The sequence below is a fragment of the Longimicrobiaceae bacterium genome (genome assembly GCA_036375715.1).
Lineage (GTDB): Bacteria > Gemmatimonadota > Gemmatimonadetes > Longimicrobiales > Longimicrobiaceae > DASVBS01.
In genome coordinates this window covers 20,338-36,264 of sequence record DASVBS010000022.1, presented here as the reverse complement: position 1 = coordinate 36,264, position 15,927 = coordinate 20,338, and the positions used below count along the sequence as shown (strand labels likewise).

At 68.1% G+C, this 15,927-nt stretch carries 17 protein-coding genes; 12 read left to right on the top strand and 5 right to left on the bottom strand.

Translation table 11 applies throughout. The features are described from left to right. Positions 1-24 precede the first annotated feature (24 nt). The 9 genes from VF167_03115 (at position 25) to moaC (ending at position 8,690) form a co-directional block, all read left to right on the top strand. Positions 25-1,500 (top strand): peptidylprolyl isomerase, encoded by a 1,476-nt coding sequence (locus VF167_03115; protein HEX6924389.1) that lies wholly within the window; start codon positions 25-27, stop codon positions 1,498-1,500. Between the two features lie 170 nt (positions 1,501-1,670). After that, positions 1,671-2,984, top strand: coding sequence for a peptidylprolyl isomerase (locus VF167_03110; GenBank protein ID HEX6924388.1), 1,314 nt, complete (start codon positions 1,671-1,673; stop codon positions 2,982-2,984). Continuing rightward, a complete protein-coding gene (locus VF167_03105) occupies positions 2,981-3,268 on the top strand; it encodes a S4 domain-containing protein (protein HEX6924387.1) in 288 nt (95 codons plus the stop codon). Before VF167_03110 ends, VF167_03105 begins: the two co-directional genes overlap by 4 nt. Further along, on the top strand, positions 3,268-4,212 hold the full coding sequence (gene pdxA, locus VF167_03100; protein ID HEX6924386.1) for a 4-hydroxythreonine-4-phosphate dehydrogenase PdxA: 945 nt from the start codon (positions 3,268-3,270) through the stop codon (positions 4,210-4,212). The genes VF167_03105 and pdxA overlap by 1 nt, the downstream gene beginning before the upstream one ends. Before the next feature lie 43 nt (positions 4,213-4,255). After that, complete coding sequence (ftsE, locus tag VF167_03095; GenBank protein HEX6924385.1) at positions 4,256-4,948, top strand: cell division ATP-binding protein FtsE; 693 nt, start codon at positions 4,256-4,258, stop codon at positions 4,946-4,948. Continuing rightward, positions 4,948-5,805: a permease-like cell division protein FtsX gene (locus VF167_03090; GenBank protein HEX6924384.1), complete on the top strand. Its 858-nt coding sequence runs from the start codon at positions 4,948-4,950 to the stop codon at positions 5,803-5,805. Before ftsE ends, VF167_03090 begins: the two co-directional genes overlap by 1 nt. A 4-nt stretch (positions 5,806-5,809) precedes the next feature. Continuing rightward, positions 5,810-7,048 (top strand): peptidoglycan DD-metalloendopeptidase family protein, encoded by a 1,239-nt coding sequence (locus VF167_03085; GenBank protein HEX6924383.1) that lies wholly within the window; start codon positions 5,810-5,812, stop codon positions 7,046-7,048. Continuing rightward, positions 7,045-8,199 carry a hypothetical protein gene (locus VF167_03080; GenBank protein ID HEX6924382.1) on the top strand — a complete coding sequence of 385 codons (1,155 nt, stop codon included), beginning with the start codon at positions 7,045-7,047 and terminating at the stop codon, positions 8,197-8,199. Before VF167_03085 ends, VF167_03080 begins: the two co-directional genes overlap by 4 nt. Further along, positions 8,196-8,690 (top strand): cyclic pyranopterin monophosphate synthase MoaC, encoded by a 495-nt coding sequence (gene moaC / locus VF167_03075; protein ID HEX6924381.1) that lies wholly within the window; start codon positions 8,196-8,198, stop codon positions 8,688-8,690. The genes VF167_03080 and moaC overlap by 4 nt, the downstream gene beginning before the upstream one ends. A gap of 38 nt (positions 8,691-8,728) precedes the next feature. Here moaC and VF167_03070 read toward each other — a convergent pair whose 3' ends face one another. Further along, positions 8,729-9,361: a hypothetical protein gene (locus VF167_03070; GenBank protein ID HEX6924380.1), complete on the bottom strand. Its 633-nt coding sequence runs from the start codon at positions 9,359-9,361 to the stop codon at positions 8,729-8,731. A gap of 65 nt (positions 9,362-9,426) precedes the next feature. Further along, positions 9,427-10,551, bottom strand: coding sequence for a Vms1/Ankzf1 family peptidyl-tRNA hydrolase (locus VF167_03065; GenBank protein ID HEX6924379.1), 1,125 nt, complete (start codon positions 10,549-10,551; stop codon positions 9,427-9,429). A gap of 205 nt (positions 10,552-10,756) precedes the next feature. Here VF167_03065 and purU point away from each other — a divergent pair, with 205 nt between their 5' ends. Next, on the top strand, positions 10,757-11,590 hold the full coding sequence (gene purU / locus VF167_03060; protein ID HEX6924378.1) for a formyltetrahydrofolate deformylase: 834 nt from the start codon (positions 10,757-10,759) through the stop codon (positions 11,588-11,590). A 371-nt stretch (positions 11,591-11,961) separates the two neighbouring features. Here the strand turns inward: purU and VF167_03055 are convergent, their stop codons facing one another. Beyond that, positions 11,962-12,198, bottom strand: coding sequence for a hypothetical protein (locus tag VF167_03055; GenBank protein HEX6924377.1), 237 nt, complete (start codon positions 12,196-12,198; stop codon positions 11,962-11,964). A 367-nt stretch (positions 12,199-12,565) separates the two neighbouring features. On the opposite strand from VF167_03055, the gene VF167_03050 reads away from it, so the two are divergent. Further along, on the top strand, positions 12,566-13,084 hold the full coding sequence (locus VF167_03050; GenBank protein HEX6924376.1) for a TonB-dependent receptor plug domain-containing protein: 519 nt from the start codon (positions 12,566-12,568) through the stop codon (positions 13,082-13,084). A gap of 17 nt (positions 13,085-13,101) precedes the next feature. Then, positions 13,102-13,854 carry a TIGR01458 family HAD-type hydrolase gene (locus VF167_03045; GenBank protein HEX6924375.1) on the top strand — a complete coding sequence of 251 codons (753 nt, stop codon included), beginning with the start codon at positions 13,102-13,104 and terminating at the stop codon, positions 13,852-13,854. 131 nt (positions 13,855-13,985) lie between these two features. Here VF167_03045 and VF167_03040 read toward each other — a convergent pair whose 3' ends face one another. Beyond that, positions 13,986-14,801 (bottom strand): RraA family protein, encoded by an 816-nt coding sequence (locus VF167_03040; protein ID HEX6924374.1) that lies wholly within the window; start codon positions 14,799-14,801, stop codon positions 13,986-13,988. A 36-nt stretch (positions 14,802-14,837) separates the two neighbouring features. After that, complete coding sequence (locus VF167_03035) at positions 14,838-15,926, bottom strand: methyltransferase domain-containing protein (GenBank protein ID HEX6924373.1); 1,089 nt, start codon at positions 15,924-15,926, stop codon at positions 14,838-14,840. Position 15,927: the final 1 nt, after the last annotated feature.

The window sequence follows — 15,927 nt, the reverse complement described above, 5'->3', positions numbered from 1 at the left end:
TCACCCGCTGCCGGAGATCGATTGATGAAGCTGTTTCGCTGGCGGATGGTTGCCGCCGCCACCCCTTTCCTGCTGAGCGCCTGCGGAGGCCTCGGCGAAGCGATGTCCGCGCATACGGATGTCGTCGCGCGCGCGGCCGGTAAGGAGCTCAAGGTCCAGCAGGCGGCGGAGCTTCTGGCCGCGAATCCGCAGATCCCGGCCGAGCCGGAGATGGTCCGCGCCCTCGCGGACGTCTGGGTGGAGTACACGCTCCTCGCCACCGCCCTGGCGGAAGACAGCACGCTTTCGGCGATCGACCTGGACAGCTTCATCGAGCCGGCGCGCGAGATGGCGCTCATTGCGAAGCTGCACGACGAGGTGATCCGCGCCGACACGACCTTCACCGACGAGCAACTCGAGGAGCGCTGGCTCACCGAAGGTCCGGGCGTGGAGGTGCGCGCTCGCCACATCCTGCTGCGTCCGCCGCCGGAGGCTACGCCGGAGCAGCGTGACAGCGTTCGGGCGCTGGCGGAGTCGCTGCGGCAGCGTGCACAGCAGGGAGAGGACTTCGCGGAGCTGGCCCGTCAGTATTCGCAGGACGGCAGTGCCCAGCGAGGCGGCGACCTCGACTACTTCGGGCGAGGCCGCATGGTCGCCCCGTTCGAGGAAGCGGCGTTCGCGCTGCAGCCCGGCGAGATCAGCGAGGTGGTCGAGACGCCTTTCGGCTATCACGTGATCAAGGTGGAGGACCGCCGGCAGCCCGAGCTCGGCGATCAGAAGGAGGACTTCCGCCAGTACCTCGTGCAGCGGGCCCAGCAGGAGGCCGAAACGGCGTACATGGACTCGCTCTCGCAGGCCGCGGGGGTCGAGATCGAGCCGAGTGGCCTCGCGGTGGTGAGGGAGCTGGCGACCCGGCCGGAGACCGAGCTGCGCGGGCGTGCGGCTTCCCGGCCGATCACCACCTATCAGGGGGGCGCGTTCACTTCGGGTGAATTCCTGGAGTTCATCCGCACGCAGCCGCCGCAGGTGCAGAGCAGCTTCGCGACCGCGTCCGACGATCAGCTCACCACCGCGGTGGAGCAGCTCACCCGCATGGAGCTGTTGCTCCAGGAGGCGCGGCGGCGGGGTCTCGAGGTCTCGCGAGCCGAAGTGGACACGATTCGCGCGACTGCCCGGCAGGAGATCCGCGCCGTGGTGGCGGCGACGGGCCTGGCGCAGGGGGTGGCGGGTGCCGCGCCGGGGGCCACCGAAGCACGCGTGAGCGCCCTGCTTCGCGACGCCCTCAGCGGACGAGTGAACCTGCCCCCGCTGGCGCGCTTCGGCTACCTGCTGCGCGGGCTCTACCCGAACGAGATCAACGAAGGCTCGTTCAGCCAGGTGGTCGAGCGGCTGGAGGCCATCCGGGCGAGCCAGCCGGCTCCGCCGTCGCCGGTGCCGACGGCGCCCACGCAGCCGCAGGATACCGGGGCGGCGAACGCGCCGGACACCGCCGGGGAGGCCTCCGGGAGCGAGGGCGCATAAGCGCGATCGACAAGGCTTTGCGAGGAACCCCGGAGTGACGTCGGGCGTATGAACTGCCCGCCCTTGGAGCGGGGGACGGACCACCCGTCCCCCGTTTCGGTCATTCCGAATTCATGGCACCATCCCGGTCGAGATCTCGGCCCGGCAACCGCTTTCGAACCTTGCCTGGCATGATGCGCAGAATTTCCGCTCTCGCGGTGCTCCTGTTCGCCATCCGACCGGCGAGCGCTCAGGAACCCACCGCACCCCCGCCAGGGGGTGAGGAGCTGGTGGACCGCGTCATCGCGGTGGTCGGCGACACCGCGCTGCTGCTGTCGGACCTGCGTGCCGCGGTGCAGCAGATCCAGGCGTCCGGCGCCACTATCCCCGAGGACCCGGTTCAGCGGCAAGCGCTCCTCGATCGGATCCTTCAGGACCGGATCAACACCCTTCTCCTGGTCGAGGCGGCGCGTGACGCGGGGATCACCGTGGACGAGGATCAGGTGAATAATGCGGTCGAGGACCAGATCGCCCAGACTACACGTAGCTTCGGAGGGCAGGCCCAGCTCGAGGCGGCGCTGACCGCCGATGGCATGTCGATGTCGCAGTACCGAGAGCTGCTCCGTCAGCAGTTCACCGACGACATGCTCATGCGCACCTACATGCAGCAGCGCATGCGCGGGCGGGCCCGGCCGGTCATCTCGGAGAGCGAGATCCAACAGGCATTCGAGGCTCGCAAGTCTCAGCTCGGCATGCGACCACCGACGGTCTCCTTCCGGCAGGTCCTCATCACTCCCGAGCCCAGTGACTCCGCCGACGCTGAGGCACGTCGCACGGCCGAGGAGGTCTACCGTGAGCTGCAGAACGGAGGCGACTGGGAGGTGCTCGCCCGGCGCTTCTCCGACGACCCCGGCACGAAGGAAAGCGGCGGTGACCTGGGTTGGGTCCGTCAGGGGGGCGATCTGGTTCCGGAGTTCGAGCGGATGGCCTTCAGCATTCGGCCCGGGATGCTCAGCCCGATCTTCCGCACCGACTACGGCTATCACATCCTCGAGGTGCAACGCATCCAGGGCGCGGAGCGCAGGGTCCGGCACATCCTCATCGCGCCGGAGATCACCGAGGAAGACATGGAGCGTGCCCGCGTGCGAGCGGATTCAGTGGCGAACGCCATCCGCGAAGGGGCCAACATCAACACGCTGGCGAGGCGTTACGGAACGCCGGACGACCAGATCGACGTCCCCTCTCAACAGGTTTCCCGCCTCCCACCGGCCTATGCCCAGGCGTTGGCCAACGCACAGACGGGCGATGTGGTCGGGCCGTTCAAGGTCCCGGGGGCCGGATCCGAGAATTGGGCGGTAGTACAGGTCAGGCTGCGTGAGCCGGAGCGACCGTACACGCTGGAGGACGTGCGGGAGCAGCTGGTGACGGGGCTGCAGGAACAGAAGATGATCGAAGAGATCGTCGACGACCTGCGCAACCGCATTCACGTCGCCGTGCGGATGTGAGCGCGCCAGAGAGCCTGCGCATCGACGTACTCCTGCACCGGCTCTGCCTTACCCGGAGTCGCAGCGAGGCCAAGGCCGCGTGCGACTCCGGTGCCGTTCTGGTGGACGGTACGGTGGCGCGCCCCAGCCGCGAAGTCAGCCCCGGTGCGGTGGTGACGATCCACTATCCCCGTCGGACGCTGGAGCTCGAGTTGGGTGAGCTGCCCGGCAAGTCGACCTCCCGCAAGGCGGCTCACGAGCTCTACCGCGTCCTGCGGGACGAGCCCAGGGACGTGCTTTCCTGATGGAAATTCGGCCGCGGGTGGCCATCACCCTGGGAGACCCCCGGGGAATCGGTCCCGAGGTCTGCACCGCGGTGCTCGGGGACGACGCCCTGCAGCGCGAAGCGGAGCTGCTGCCGGTGGGTCCAGTCGGAGTGATCGACCACCCTCGACTGGTGGCGATCGGGCGCTGGGAGGCCGGGGGCACTCCTGCCGAGGCGGGAAGACTGGCGGGAGAAGCGGTCAAGTCGGCGGTCGAGATGGCGCTGCGCGGGGAGGTGGCCGCCGTGGTGACCGCGCCGATCGAGAAGTCCGCCTTTCACGCCGGAGGCTGGCGTTACCCCGGACACACCGAGATGCTGCAGGCGCTGACCGGTGCCGCGCAGGTGGGAATGTTGATGTCGGCGGACCGTACGGCGGCGGGCAACGGGTTGCGGGTGCTGCTGGCTACCACACACCACGCCCTGCGAGACGTCCCCCGGTTGCTCACGACCGAACTGCTGGTCCAGCAGGCGCGTCTGGCGGCGGACGCGCTTCAGGCCTGGTGGGAGATCGATCCTCCCCGTCTCGCCCTGTGCGCCCTCAACCCGCACGCTTCCGATGGGGGTCTGTTCGGCGACGAGGAGGAGAGGATCTACGGTCCGGCGCTCGAGCGGCTGCGCGCCGAGAAGATCGACGTAGCCGGCCCGATTCCGGCCGACACCGTCTTCACGCGGGCACTCCGGGGCGAGTTCGACGTGGTGGTGGCGCCGTATCACGACGTGGGAATGGCCGCCTTCAAGACGGTTTCGTTCGGGAGTGGGGTGAACGTGACCCTGGGACTCCCCTTCCCGCGAACCTCCCCCGACCACGGGACGGCGCTGGACATCGCCGGTCGGGGCCTGGCCGATCCCTCGTCCATGCGCGAGGCCACGCGGCTGGCGGTACAGCTGGCACGACGATCAATGGTTCCACGTTCCCGAGTCTGATCTCTCGGGGGGTGGCTTCCCTGAACAGAACGGCTCCTCGGGCGTGATCAAGTTCACTTCGGTCTACAAGGAATATCCCCGCACGGGGCTCGCGCTGAAGAACGTGAGCTTCCATATCCACAAAGGGGAGTTCGTCTTCCTCACCGGCCACTCCGGCGCCGGCAAATCCACCGCACTGAATCTGATCCAGATGGCGGAGCTCCCCACCAGCGGGGAGGTCCGCGTCTCGGGCCACTCCTCCGCGCGGCTTCGCCGCGGGGAGATTCCCAAGCTCAGGCGCAAGCTGGGGGTGGTCTTCCAGGACTACCGGCTGCTCCCGGACCGCACAGCGGAAGAGAACGTCGCCTTCGCCCTGGAGGTCACCGGGGCGCGGCGCAGGGCGATCGCCCCCCGCGTGACGAGGCTGCTCGCCGAGGTCGGGCTGGCCGCCAAGGCCAGCTCGCTCCCGCAGGAGCTATCGGGCGGTGAGCGCCAACGCGTCGCGATCGCGCGGGCGCTCGCCAACCAGCCGCTGATCCTCCTGGCGGACGAGCCCACCGGAAACCTCGACGAATGGGCGACCAAGGGGATCTTCGACCTCTTCCGTGCCATCAACGCCAACGGCATGACAGTGCTGATGGCGACCCACGACCTCGACCTCGTGCGCGCGAACCCCGAGCTGCGGGTGATCGAGCTGAGCCACGGAGAGATCGTGTACGACTCGGGCGCGGACGTGGCGGCAAGGGAGGCCTCCTGATGCCGTACGCTCTACGTGAAGCGCTTGCGGCCTTCCGGCGCACGCCGCTACTGGCTCTGCTCTCCATCGTGGCGGTCAGTCTCAGCCTCTTCGTGGTGGGGCTCTTTGCCCTGACCGCCTTCAACATCCGCGTGGCGATCGAGCAGATCGAATCGCGCGTCGAGGTGGTGGCCTACCTGCACGACGAGGCGCCCCCCGGCGAGGTCCAGGCCGCGGCGGCCGAGATCATGGCGATGGAGTCGGTGCGGGACGTCCGCTACGTGTCGAAGGACGAAGCGCTGACCACCGCCGTGCAGGAGCTCACCGAGTTCAGGGATGTCTTCACCGACCTGGAGATGAACCCGCTTCCGGCCTCGCTCGAGGTGTCCATGCAGCCGGGGCAACGCGACCGGTCGGCGGTGGAGCTGGTCGCGCAGCGCCTCGCTGCCCACCCGTTCGTGGAGGACGTCTCGTACGGCGACGATTGGGTGAGCAAGATCATCTCGCTGCGCAGGATCGCGGCTGGCGGCACGATGATCATCGGCGGAGCCTTCGCGGCCGTGGCGGGGATCATCATCGCCACCGCCGTGCGCATCTCCGTCTTCGCCCGCCGCGACGAGATCCAGATCATGCGCCTGGTCGGCGCCACGGCGGGCTTCATCCAGCGGCCCTTCCTGATCGAAGGCCTGATCTCCGGTCTGATCGGGGGGGTTCTCGCCGCCGTCCTCACCTTTCTTGCCTTCGAGGCGGTGAGCGTCACCCTGATCCAGGTGTTGTGGCTGCCCGCCGAGTGGGCCCTCGCAGGAGTGCTGGCGGGCGGGCTATACGGCTTGCTCTCCAGCGCGGTGGCGGTGCGACGCCACCTCCGCTCGATCTGAGCTGATGGCTCGTCGGCGCTGGTTGCTCTCCAGGGTTTCGGTCCCCCGCGTGGCGGCACTCGCGCTTTCGCTCGCGCTGAGTGATGCAGTCGGAGGGGCCGAGCTCGCGGCCCAGCAAGGACTGCCGGTCTCGGCGAGCATCGAGGAGGAGCTGGAGGCGAGCCGCGAGCGTCTGGAGCAGATCCGCCGTGAGCGGGCGGAGCTGCAGCGCGAGATGCAGGGGCTCGAGTCGCGAGTACACGACATCTCCGCGGAGCTCGAGCTGATCAGCCAGGAGATCGCCAACTCGAACCGCATGCTCGCCGAGCTGGACTTCCAGCTCGACCGCTACCATGCGCAGATCGAGGAGACGACGCGCGACCTGGAGGCGACCCGATCGCGTCTGGCGCGGCAGAAGGCCGACCTTCACCGGCGACTCCGGGCCATCTACAAGCGCGGGCCGCTGCACACCATCCGCGTGTTGCTGGGCGCGGAGAGCTTCTCCGACCTGCTGAACCGGTACAAATACATGTCGCTGATCGCGCGCTACGACCGGCAACTGGTCGAGCGGGTGGCGGCGTCGGAAAACAGACTGGTGGCGCGGGAGCGACTGCTGAGCCACTCCATGGAGGAGATCCAGGAGGTGCGCGAGGCCCGGGCTTCGGAGCACGCGGCGCTGGAGACACTGCGCAGCCGTCAGCAGCGGGCGCTGGCGAGCGCGCGCCGCGCACAACAGACCACCGCGAGCCGACTGCAGCAGCTGGAGGAGGACGAGCGCAGTCTGTCGCGGTTGATCGCGACCCTCGAGGCCCGCAGGCGCGAGGCGGCGGCCGGAGAGGCCGCGACACTGACGCCGGCCGCCGCCGGTACGCTCGCCTGGCCCGTCGAGGGGAGGCTGATCTACCCCTTCGGGCGGCAAACGCAGCCCAACGGCACGGTCCTGCGATGGAACGGCATCGGCATCGCCGCGCCGGAAGGCACGCCCGTGCGGGCGGTGGCGGCGGGTACGGCCGTGCTCGCGGGCCCGTTCGAGGGCTACGGGCCCACGGTGGTGCTCAGCCATGGGGGCGGGTACTATTCCCTCTACCTGTACCTCAACGACGTCTCCGTCCAGGAAGGTCAGTCGGTGGCCGCTGGACAGCGCATCGGTGGCGTCGGGGGATCGCGAACCCCCGAGGGCCCCCACATCGAGTTCCAGATCCGAGCTCCGGGCGGCGAGGCGGTGGATCCCCTCGGCTGGCTGCGGAGACGAAGCCCGGCATGAGTCTACCCGCGATCCGCGGACACGAAGACGTGCGACGGCGCCTGGGCGCCGCCGCACTTTCCGGCTCTCTTCCCCAGTCGATCCTGCTGCACGGCCCGGCGGGCGTGGGCAAGGAGCGGCTGGGGCTGTGGCTCGCGCAGCTGCTGGTGTGCGAGGCGCCTGCCACCGGAGAGCCCTGCCGGAGTTGCCGACCCTGCCGGCTGGTCGAACGGCTGGAGCATCCCGACGTTCACTGGTTCTTCCCGCTGCCGCGGCCGGACAACGCCTCCCCCGAGAAGCTCCGTGAGAAGCTGGAGGATGCCCGCGCGGCCGAGCTCCAGCTCCGGCGCGAGAACCCATCCCACGTTCCCTCCTACGACAAGGCGCCGGCGATCTTCCTCGCCGCCGTGCAGCGCATCCAGCAGCTCGCCGGGGTCAAGCCCTCCATGGGACGTCGGAAGGTCTTCGTGGTGGGGGATGCCGAGCTGATGGTGCCCCAGGAGTCGAGCCCCGAAGCGGCGAATGCCTTCCTCAAGCTGCTCGAGGAGCCCCCGGACGACACCGTGCTGATCATCACCTCCTCCCAGCCGGGGGCGCTGCTTCCCACCATCGTCTCGCGGGTGCTGGGGATCCGGGTGGCCCCCCTTCGCGAGGCCGAGGTGAGCGAGTTCCTGGTCGAGGTGCTCGGGGTTGCTACGGACGAGGCCGATCGGGTGGCGAAGCTCGCCCGGGGATCGATCGGCGCGGCGCTTCGCCTGGTGGCGGACGAAGACTCGGGAGGGGTTCGTTCGGTAGCGCGCGACCTGCTGATCGCCGCGCTCTCGAACGGGGCGGTTCCTCGCTACGCGGCGGCGAACGCGCAGCGGCCCTTCGGCAGTCGAGGAAGCTTCGTCGAAGTGCTCGACGCGCTGGGCGAGTGGCTGCGCGACCTGATGGCCGTCGCGGCGGGGGCCGAGCGGGAGGTGGCCGATCCCGCGGCCCGCGACCTTCTGCGCCGTGCGGTGGAGCGCCGGCGGATCCACCCGGTGTCCGTGGCTTCCGCGCTGGAGCGGGTGTCCAGGGCGCAGACCTGGGCGCAGTACAACGTGAACCCGCAGCTCATTCTGGCCGATTTACTGCGGGGCATCCAGGAAGACCTCTTGTCCTCGTCCACCGCGGGGTCGCCCCAATGACCGACGACAAGCGCCTTACCCACCTAGACGAGACAGGCGCGCCCCGCATGGTGGACGTGGGAGACAAGACCGTCACCAGCCGGCGCGCGGTTGCCGAGGGAACCATCCGGATGAACGCCGACACCCTGCAGAGCGTGCTGCGCGGGAAGAACCCGAAAGGCAACGTGCTCGTGGTCGCCCAGCTCGCCGGCATCATGGCCGCCAAACGCACGGCCGACCTGATCCCTCTGTGTCACCCGCTTCCGCTCAACTCGGTACAGGTGACGCTCGAGCCCGATGAAACGATTCCCGGTGTTCGTGCGCACGCCGCAGTGCGTGTCGAGGCGCGCACCGGGGTCGAGATGGAGGCGCTGACCGCGGTCTCCACCGCCCTGCTCACCATCTATGACATGTGCAAGGCGCTCGACCGCGGGATGGAGATCGGCGGGATCCGGCTGTTGCGAAAGGAGGGAGGTCGAAGCGGCAGCTGGAGCGCAGAGGCGCCCCGCTGAGTCGGTTGGGGAGTAAGCCGGCTGCACGTCGACCGGCGCTACTCGTCCGTGACCAGGTAGTTTCCGAGCAGCCGGTTGGTGGCGTTGAGCACCGCCCGAGCCGTGGCGGAGGGCAGATCCGCGGAAGAGAGGGAGACGCCGATGAGCCGGCGCTCGGGCGCGTCGGCGCAGCGGAGGAGCACGGCCACGAAATCGTGGTCGAAGATGCGAATTGCCTTCACCCCCACCAGCTCGAAGCGCAGGCGGTCCGCCAGCACCGATTCGATGGCCCGCAACGCCGCTCGAGCGGAGACCCGAAGCTCGAGCGGGAGCCCTCCCTCCCCTTCCGCAACTCCCTCGTAGACCTGCTCGTTCCACTCCAGCGCCACGCGCACGGAGGCGATGCCCACCCGCGGACGGGTGAGGATCGCGTCACGGAAGCGCACCCGGCGGTGCACGCCGTCCCCGCGCAGCGAGGCAATGCGAAGCGGGAGGTCCGTGGCGGATAACCCCTCCCGGGCCAGCACCAGGTTCACCTGGGCCTCCAGCGGAACCAGCTCGCGACCAGGCTCCGCGATGACGAAGAGCTCCGGCGGATCACCCTCCACGAAAGCGCGCACCACTCCGGGGATCGCTTGCAGTGCTACCCGCAGACGCTCACTGCCTGCGACTTGCGTTTCAATATCCGGCATCGGCGGAATGCTGTCTCGAGTTCGAACCCGCGTGGCGTAAGTGGCCCGGGCGCCACGGATAGAGCTCAGAACCTCAGCAGCGCGCCCACTCCGCGCAGATCCTGCACGGCCGTGGGAGCGACGAACTGTACCTCCGCTCCCTGCGTCTCGGCGAGACGGATGGCCTCCTCCACCACGTCGATCCCGGTGGCGGTCGGAGCGCCGTCATAGGGGCAGCTCTCGAGCTCGCGCGCGAAGAGAAATCCGCACTGCGTGCAGCGAGAGCCAAGTTGATCCTGATCCTGCCCGATAATCAGAGTATCGACCTTTCCTTCCTGAAGTGCAGTCAATGTGCTCTGGAAGCCTGCGGTGGCCAGATAATCCTGGTCCACCCGGTCGCGCACCTGGTCCAGGATCTCGAGGCTCTCGCGCTGCCGCTCGGCCTCCAGGTGGGGCATCAGCTCCTGCAAAACCTCGCTCGCGGGCTGGTCGACGCTCATCGGGCCGGTGTACGAGATCATCCTTCGCAGCCGCTCGGGCAGAAACTCGCGGAAGCGTGCGACGTTCTCGTCGGTACCCAGGATCACCAGGTCGTCGGGCCGGTAGCGGCTGACGAAGTCCTCAACCTCGCGGGCGAAGTCGCGGAAGAAGTGGCGCATCTCCTCCAGCTTGCGTCGCTGGAAGCGCGATTGGGAGTAGCCGCCAGCCTGAATGTCGTGCCTGGTGGGAAGCGGCGTCGGCTCGACCGAGAGCTCGTCGAGAAGGGTTCCAAGGTAGACGCTGAGCAGGCGTACGTGCTCCCGGTCCAGCAGCACCACCCCGTGATGGTGATAGCTCTCCAGGACCTGGGCGAGCGGAGCGATGGCAGGCCGATCGGAGACGACGAAGCGGTTGGCCACCGGCACGGGAAACTGCAAGGCTTCAAACCAGTCGCCCCCGATCTCCGTGTACAGCACGACCCCGCGGTTGTCCTCGTCGAATTCTTCGAGGAGCCACTGATCTACGCGGGCGAGCGCCCTGTTCACCGCTTGGTCGTGCTGGACCGACCGATCACCCTGGAGTTCCTCCAACTGAGAGCGCTTCTGGTTGAGAAAGATCTGGTGGGTCCGCCTGTTGTCCGAGTTGACGGACATGTCGAGAAAAAGAGAGAGGATCTGATAATCGCCGTTCTCGCGGCCCATCAGTCGCTCGAGGTCGCCCCTGGAGATCATGTCGCTTCCATTGCGGGTGGGAGGGCTCAACGACCGCCAATTGCGAGCGCCGAAACGCAAGTCCCTTGCCGATCTCACCCCCCGTACAGACTCTTCGCGGCACCTGGCCGGCACGACGTAAGTCATGGTACAGTCACGGATTGCCGTCCGTCGCATCGGACACTATCGTGCGCCGACCGCGAGTCCCCCAACCTGAATTGAAACTTTGAGTACGCACATCCTGCGCATTGACTGCCCCGACCGCGCCGGCCTGATTCACGCCATCACCGGGGTGCTGCTTCGCCACGGCCTCAACATTATCGCCAACAGCGAGTTCGTCGACCCGGAGACCCGACGCTTCTTCATGCGCACCGAGTTCGCCGGGGAGGTGGACGGCGAGGCGCTTACCAGCGAGCTCACCGCCTCACTGCCCGAGGGCGCCACGATCCGACTGGCGCGAGCGGGAAACCGGGACATCGTGGTGATGGTGACGCGGGAGCCGCACTGCCCGGGCGAGCTCTTCATGCGTCACGCCTTCAACGAGCTGGGAGCGACCATCCGAGCGGTGATCTCGAACCACGACACGCTGGAGCCGCTGGCTCGCCAGTTCGGGATTCCCTTTCACCACGTCAGCCACGAGGGCCGGACGCGGAGCGAGCACGAAACGGCGTTGCTCGATGTGCTCGAGAGCTATCAGCCGGAGTACATCGTGCTCGCCAAGTACATGCGCATCCTCAGCCCCGAGTTCGTTTCCCGGTATCCCGAGCGCATCGTCAACATCCATCACTCCTTCCTGCCGGCGTTCATCGGCGCAAACCCCTATCGGCAAGCCTTCGAGCGTGGCGTGAAGATGATCGGCGCGACCGCCCACTTCGTAACCGACTATCTGGACGAAGGGCCGATCATCGCGCAGGGGATCATCCCGGTCGATCACACCCACACTGCCGCCGAGATGGCACACGCAGGGCGGGACGTGGAGAAGATCGTGCTGGCTAGAGCGCTACGGCTCGTGTTCGAGGAGCGCGTGTTCCTGCTCGGGGCGCGGACCGTGATCCTGTAGCCGGCGGAGTTGAACTGCCAAGGTGGGGCCGACGTGCGGGACCGGGGTGGTGGCTACGGTGCGGGATCCAGGTGCGGAACTGAAGGGCGGCGCCGAGGCGCCCGATCGAGGTACCGAGAGGCAGAACCGAGGGCAGGACCGAGAGGGGCAGGGTCAGAGATGCAGGCCAGGGGCGTGATCCGACGTGCAGAACTGACGTGCGGAAGTGACGTGCAGGACCAAAGAACGGGAGGGGGATGATGGCGACACGCCCAACGATGACCCCAGCGGGTCGTTCCGGGCCGACCGAGGAAACGGGGCACCGCATCCGGCCGCGCGCAGTCAGCCGGGTGCAGCCGCCGCGTCTGCAGTGCGTTGATCGAAGCGGTCGCTCAGACCTCGCCGCGAGAGGGTTCGGCGGCGGAGATGACGGGCTCGGGGAGTTCCCGCGGTGTACCTCCGAGCAGGCCGCGCCAGATCAGGGCGATCGGCCACATCGCCGCCACCAGCGCGCATGCCAGCGCTCCACCTACCGCTTCCCGGAACGTCTCCGGCGGGGCGCCGCGGAAGAGATCCCCCGCGGTGAAGGCGTAAACGAGGAGCGCGACGGCGAGATAGAACAGTTGCATGAGCCCGGGGGGTGTTCGTCCGCGTTGATGATCAACGAGTGTCGGCACCTACCGGTCCGCACTTGAGTTGATCTGGAAAAGTCGTGCCTTCCAGTGTGCGGTCGGCGAAAATCACGCAAACCCATTGCTTCCTGCCCTGCCGGCAAGCATTCATACATAGGGGCATCGATCCGACGCCTTAGGACTCTGGAGCCTGTCCTCGCCGGCGCGCAGCTTCGAACAGCCGCCGCGGGGTCGCTCCGGCTGCTGCGGGTCGATGCCACCGGCGGTGTACTTCCCGCATGCGCCGCAATCGGCGTCCACCGCTTCCGCGCTGGCGCCACGCTGGACCCCGCACGGGCCCGATCACGGCCGCCCAGGAGTTCCCATGAGTCCCCACCCCGCCCCCGCATCGTTGATGTTCGTCCTTCGTGGCACCCTCATGCTGCTCGCCGCCTGGTTCGCCGTGGGGTGCCACGGCAATTCCTCGCCGCAACAGCCGGCACCGGAAAGGGATGAAGAGGCCACGATCGGGTTCGGCGCCCGCGCCGGCGTGACTCCGCCCGCCAGTATCTCCGCGGAGACCGACGCCACCATGCGGAACAGCCGCGTCCGGCAGGTGGAGCAGTTGATCGCGGGCCGCTTCGCCGGCGTCCAGGTGATCCCCACCACCTCGGGGGGCTTCTCCATCCGCATCCGCGGGCTGGCGACCTTCACCGGTAACCCGGAGCCGCTCTACGTCGTGGACGGCCAACCGGTGAGTGTCGTGCGCGGGCGAGGCATCGACTGGTTGAACCCCGCCGACATCGCGCGTATTGATATCCTGAAGGACGCTGCTTCGACCGCACTATACGGCATGCGCGGCGGCAACGGTGTGATCCTGATCACAACCAAGCGCGGCCAGTAGACCCAGGGATTCACGCCTTGGCGGAAGGCTACCTGCTCGACCTCGACGGCACCCTCTATCTGGGGGACGAAGCGCTTCCGGGCGCGCTCGAGGCCGTTCACCACCTCGTCGAGCGGGAGATACCACGGCGCTATCTCACCAACACGACGCGCTTCGCCCGCCGCGAGTTGGCCGAGCGCCTCCGCCGGATGGGCTTCCCCATCGAAGCGGAGGAGATCTTCACTGCGCCACGCGCCGCGGCGAGCTGGTTGCGTCGGGCCGGCCTGCACCGCGTCGCGCTCTTCGTTCCCGCCCCCACGCACGAAGATTTCCGTGATCTCGAGATCACCGACGACGAGCCCGCGGCGGTGGTCGTCGGCGATCTCGGTGAAGCCTGGAGCTTCGAGGCGCTGAACCAGGCCTTCAGGCACCTGCTCGGTGGCGCGCGCCTGGTCGCGCTGCAGAAGAACCGGTACTGGCGCCGCCCCGACGGCCTCGCCCTCGACGCGGGCCCCTTCGTGGCCGCGCTGGAGTACGCAGCCTCGCTCGAGGCGCTGGTGGTGGGAAAACCCTCCCGCGAGTTCTTTCACCTGGCGGCCGCGTCGATGGGGGTGAGCCCGGAACGCGTGACGGTGGTCGGCGACGACCTCGAAGCCGACATCGGCGGAGCGCAGGCCGCCGGCATGCGGGCCGTGCTCGTGCGCACCGGCAAGTTCCGCGAAGAGCTGCTGCGCAGTACCTCCATCCGTCCAGACCGGGTTGTCGATCACGTCGCGGCGGCGGTCGAGTGAGCGAACAGGTGAGCGCCCAACTCCGAATTTCCAACTCCTAACTTTTAACTCCTAAGTCCTAACTCCTGTCGCCCACGATATTTAGCATCAACAGAGCGCATCCGCGTCTTCTACGCCCCGACGTGCCCTCCCTACTGCACCGTCTCATCCAGCGGACGGCCCAGCCGCTCGTAGAGTGATCGGCGCCCGGCCATGTCCGCCTGCAGGACCGCCCGCGCGCGACGGGCGACCTCCACCGCGTACTCCCGCGGCACGACCACCACCCCGTCCCCGTCTGCCACGATCACGTCGCCGGGCCGCACCAGCGCGCCGCCGATCTCCACCGGTTCGTTCACCGATTCCACCATATTGCGGCCCGGCCGAATCCCCCGGCCGCGCTGCAGCGGATCCAGGTAGACCGGGATCCGCTGCTTGATCACCTCGTCCGTGTCCCGCACGCTGCCGGTGGTCACGATGCCCACAGCGCCCCGCGCCACCCAGTCCAGGGAGTTGAAGGAGCCCACCGTGCCCGTGTCGCCGTTTCCGCTCGCGTCGATCACCACCACGCTCCCCTCCTTCAGCAGCGGGACGAAAGGTTCCGGCGAGATCTCGTTGTACCAGCTTCCTTCCCAGGCGGAGAACTCGTCCTCCGGGATGGGATTGGGGACCACCCGGTTGTGCGGTACGTAGCGGACGGTTACCGCGATGCCGCGGATCTGGTGGGTCAGAGAATCGGTGTCGCGCCAGAGGGGCTGGATCTTCCGGTCGACGAGGCCCACCCCTCTGAGTCCCACCATGTCCATCCCGTCCACTACGTCCGCCACGCGAAGCTCCTCGTACATCGCCAGCAGCTCGGCGTCGCTGGGGCCCGAGGGCTCCTGCGCGGAAGCAGAGGCGGTAGCGGTGACGGCCGAACAGGCCAGCAGCAGAAGCGATACGATCGGGTTGCGAAGGAACGAAATGCTCATGGCCGGGGAGGTTGGAGGTCGCAGCCGAGATCGTGATCACCCGTCCGGATCATCCTGGCGGCGGGCGACCAGGAGGTGCAGACGGTACTCCATGAACGCTCTATCGTGCAGGCGGACCCGCCAGGGGACCCCCTCGCGCTCGGCGACCAGCCGCAGCGGAAGTGCCGACTCGCCCTCTGGCTCACCGAGGAGCGCCCGCAAGGTTGCGTCGCTCGACCCGGCCAGCGGACCCCGCTGCGAGTGGCCCCCGATCCAGGCCTCGATGGGGGTCGCTCCCGGGGACCAGTCGTACGGCGTCGTAAGAACCGCGGGGGCGCCCGGACGCAGCACGGAGGCGAGCGAGGCGAGCATGGTCTGCGGGGAGTAGACGCAGTCGAGCAGGTTGAGGGCGGTCGCGGCGGCGAAAGTGCCCGCTTCGAACGGAAGGGCGGCCGCGTCGCAGGCCCAGAAATCGACTCTCTCGGCGCCGGGAAGGTCTACCGGAAATTCCCGCCGCTCGTAGACCAATCCCACCCGTCGCAGGCTATAGCTCGCGGTTCCGGTTGTCAGCAGGCGGCTGGCGAACCGGAGCATGGGAAGGTGCAGATCGACCCCAAGGACCGCGCGACCGGTGCGCCGCGCCAGCTCGAAAGTCGACCGACCCGGTCCACACCCCAGGTCGAGGACCGGGCCGTCCGGAAGGGCATCCGCGATCTCCAGTCCGAGCTTCAGCGCGGCGAGCAGGGTCCCCCGCCTCGCTGAGTCGGTCTCCAGCCCCGTGTCGAAATCCCCGTAGTGCTCCCAGCAATAGGAGCTCACCTGCTGACGGGAGCCATCGAAATCGGACCCTGGCCCGAGGCAATCGCCGATGAGGCTTTCCAGATCGGGGTGCAGGTCGGTACGGGTCAGCAGACGCGGGGCATTGTCCGCGACAAAGCGACGCAGGTCCCCCAGCAGCAGCGGAATCCCGTCGATGACCGGGTATTCACGCTGACATTGCGGATTGGAGCAGTGCAGGATGCCCTGGAGGATCTGATTCTCCTGCTCGTGCGCGACCTGGGCGATGCGCAGCGGGGCCCCGCTACCATCTGTGTTGCGGCACGTGGGGCAGAGCGGGCGGAGCGATTCGAAATGATGGAGCCGCAAG

Bases quoted from the DNA above. Each gene is read 5' to 3' on its own strand.
- VF167_03090 (HEX6924384.1), top strand. From the start codon at position 4,948: ATGCCGTACGCTCTACGTGAAGCGCTTGCGGCCTTCCGGCGCACGCCG.
- VF167_03080 (HEX6924382.1), top strand. From the start codon at position 7,045: ATGAGTCTACCCGCGATCCGCGGACACGAAGACGTGCGACGGCGCCTG.
- VF167_03110 (HEX6924388.1), top strand. From the start codon at position 1,671: ATGATGCGCAGAATTTCCGCTCTCGCGGTGCTCCTGTTCGCCATCCGA.
- VF167_03115 (HEX6924389.1), top strand. From the start codon at position 25: ATGAAGCTGTTTCGCTGGCGGATGGTTGCCGCCGCCACCCCTTTCCTG.
- VF167_03070 (HEX6924380.1), bottom strand. From the start codon at position 9,361: ATGCCGGATATTGAAACGCAAGTCGCAGGCAGTGAGCGTCTGCGGGTA.
- pdxA (HEX6924386.1), top strand. From the start codon at position 3,268: ATGGAAATTCGGCCGCGGGTGGCCATCACCCTGGGAGACCCCCGGGGA.
- VF167_03085 (HEX6924383.1), top strand. From the start codon at position 5,810: ATGGCTCGTCGGCGCTGGTTGCTCTCCAGGGTTTCGGTCCCCCGCGTG.
- moaC (HEX6924381.1), top strand. From the start codon at position 8,196: ATGACCGACGACAAGCGCCTTACCCACCTAGACGAGACAGGCGCGCCC.
- VF167_03040 (HEX6924374.1), bottom strand. From the start codon at position 14,801: ATGAGCATTTCGTTCCTTCGCAACCCGATCGTATCGCTTCTGCTGCTG.
- VF167_03065 (HEX6924379.1), bottom strand. From the start codon at position 10,551: ATGATCTCCAGGGGCGACCTCGAGCGACTGATGGGCCGCGAGAACGGC.
- VF167_03055 (HEX6924377.1), bottom strand. From the start codon at position 12,198: ATGCAACTGTTCTATCTCGCCGTCGCGCTCCTCGTTTACGCCTTCACC.
- VF167_03050 (HEX6924376.1), top strand. From the start codon at position 12,566: ATGAGTCCCCACCCCGCCCCCGCATCGTTGATGTTCGTCCTTCGTGGC.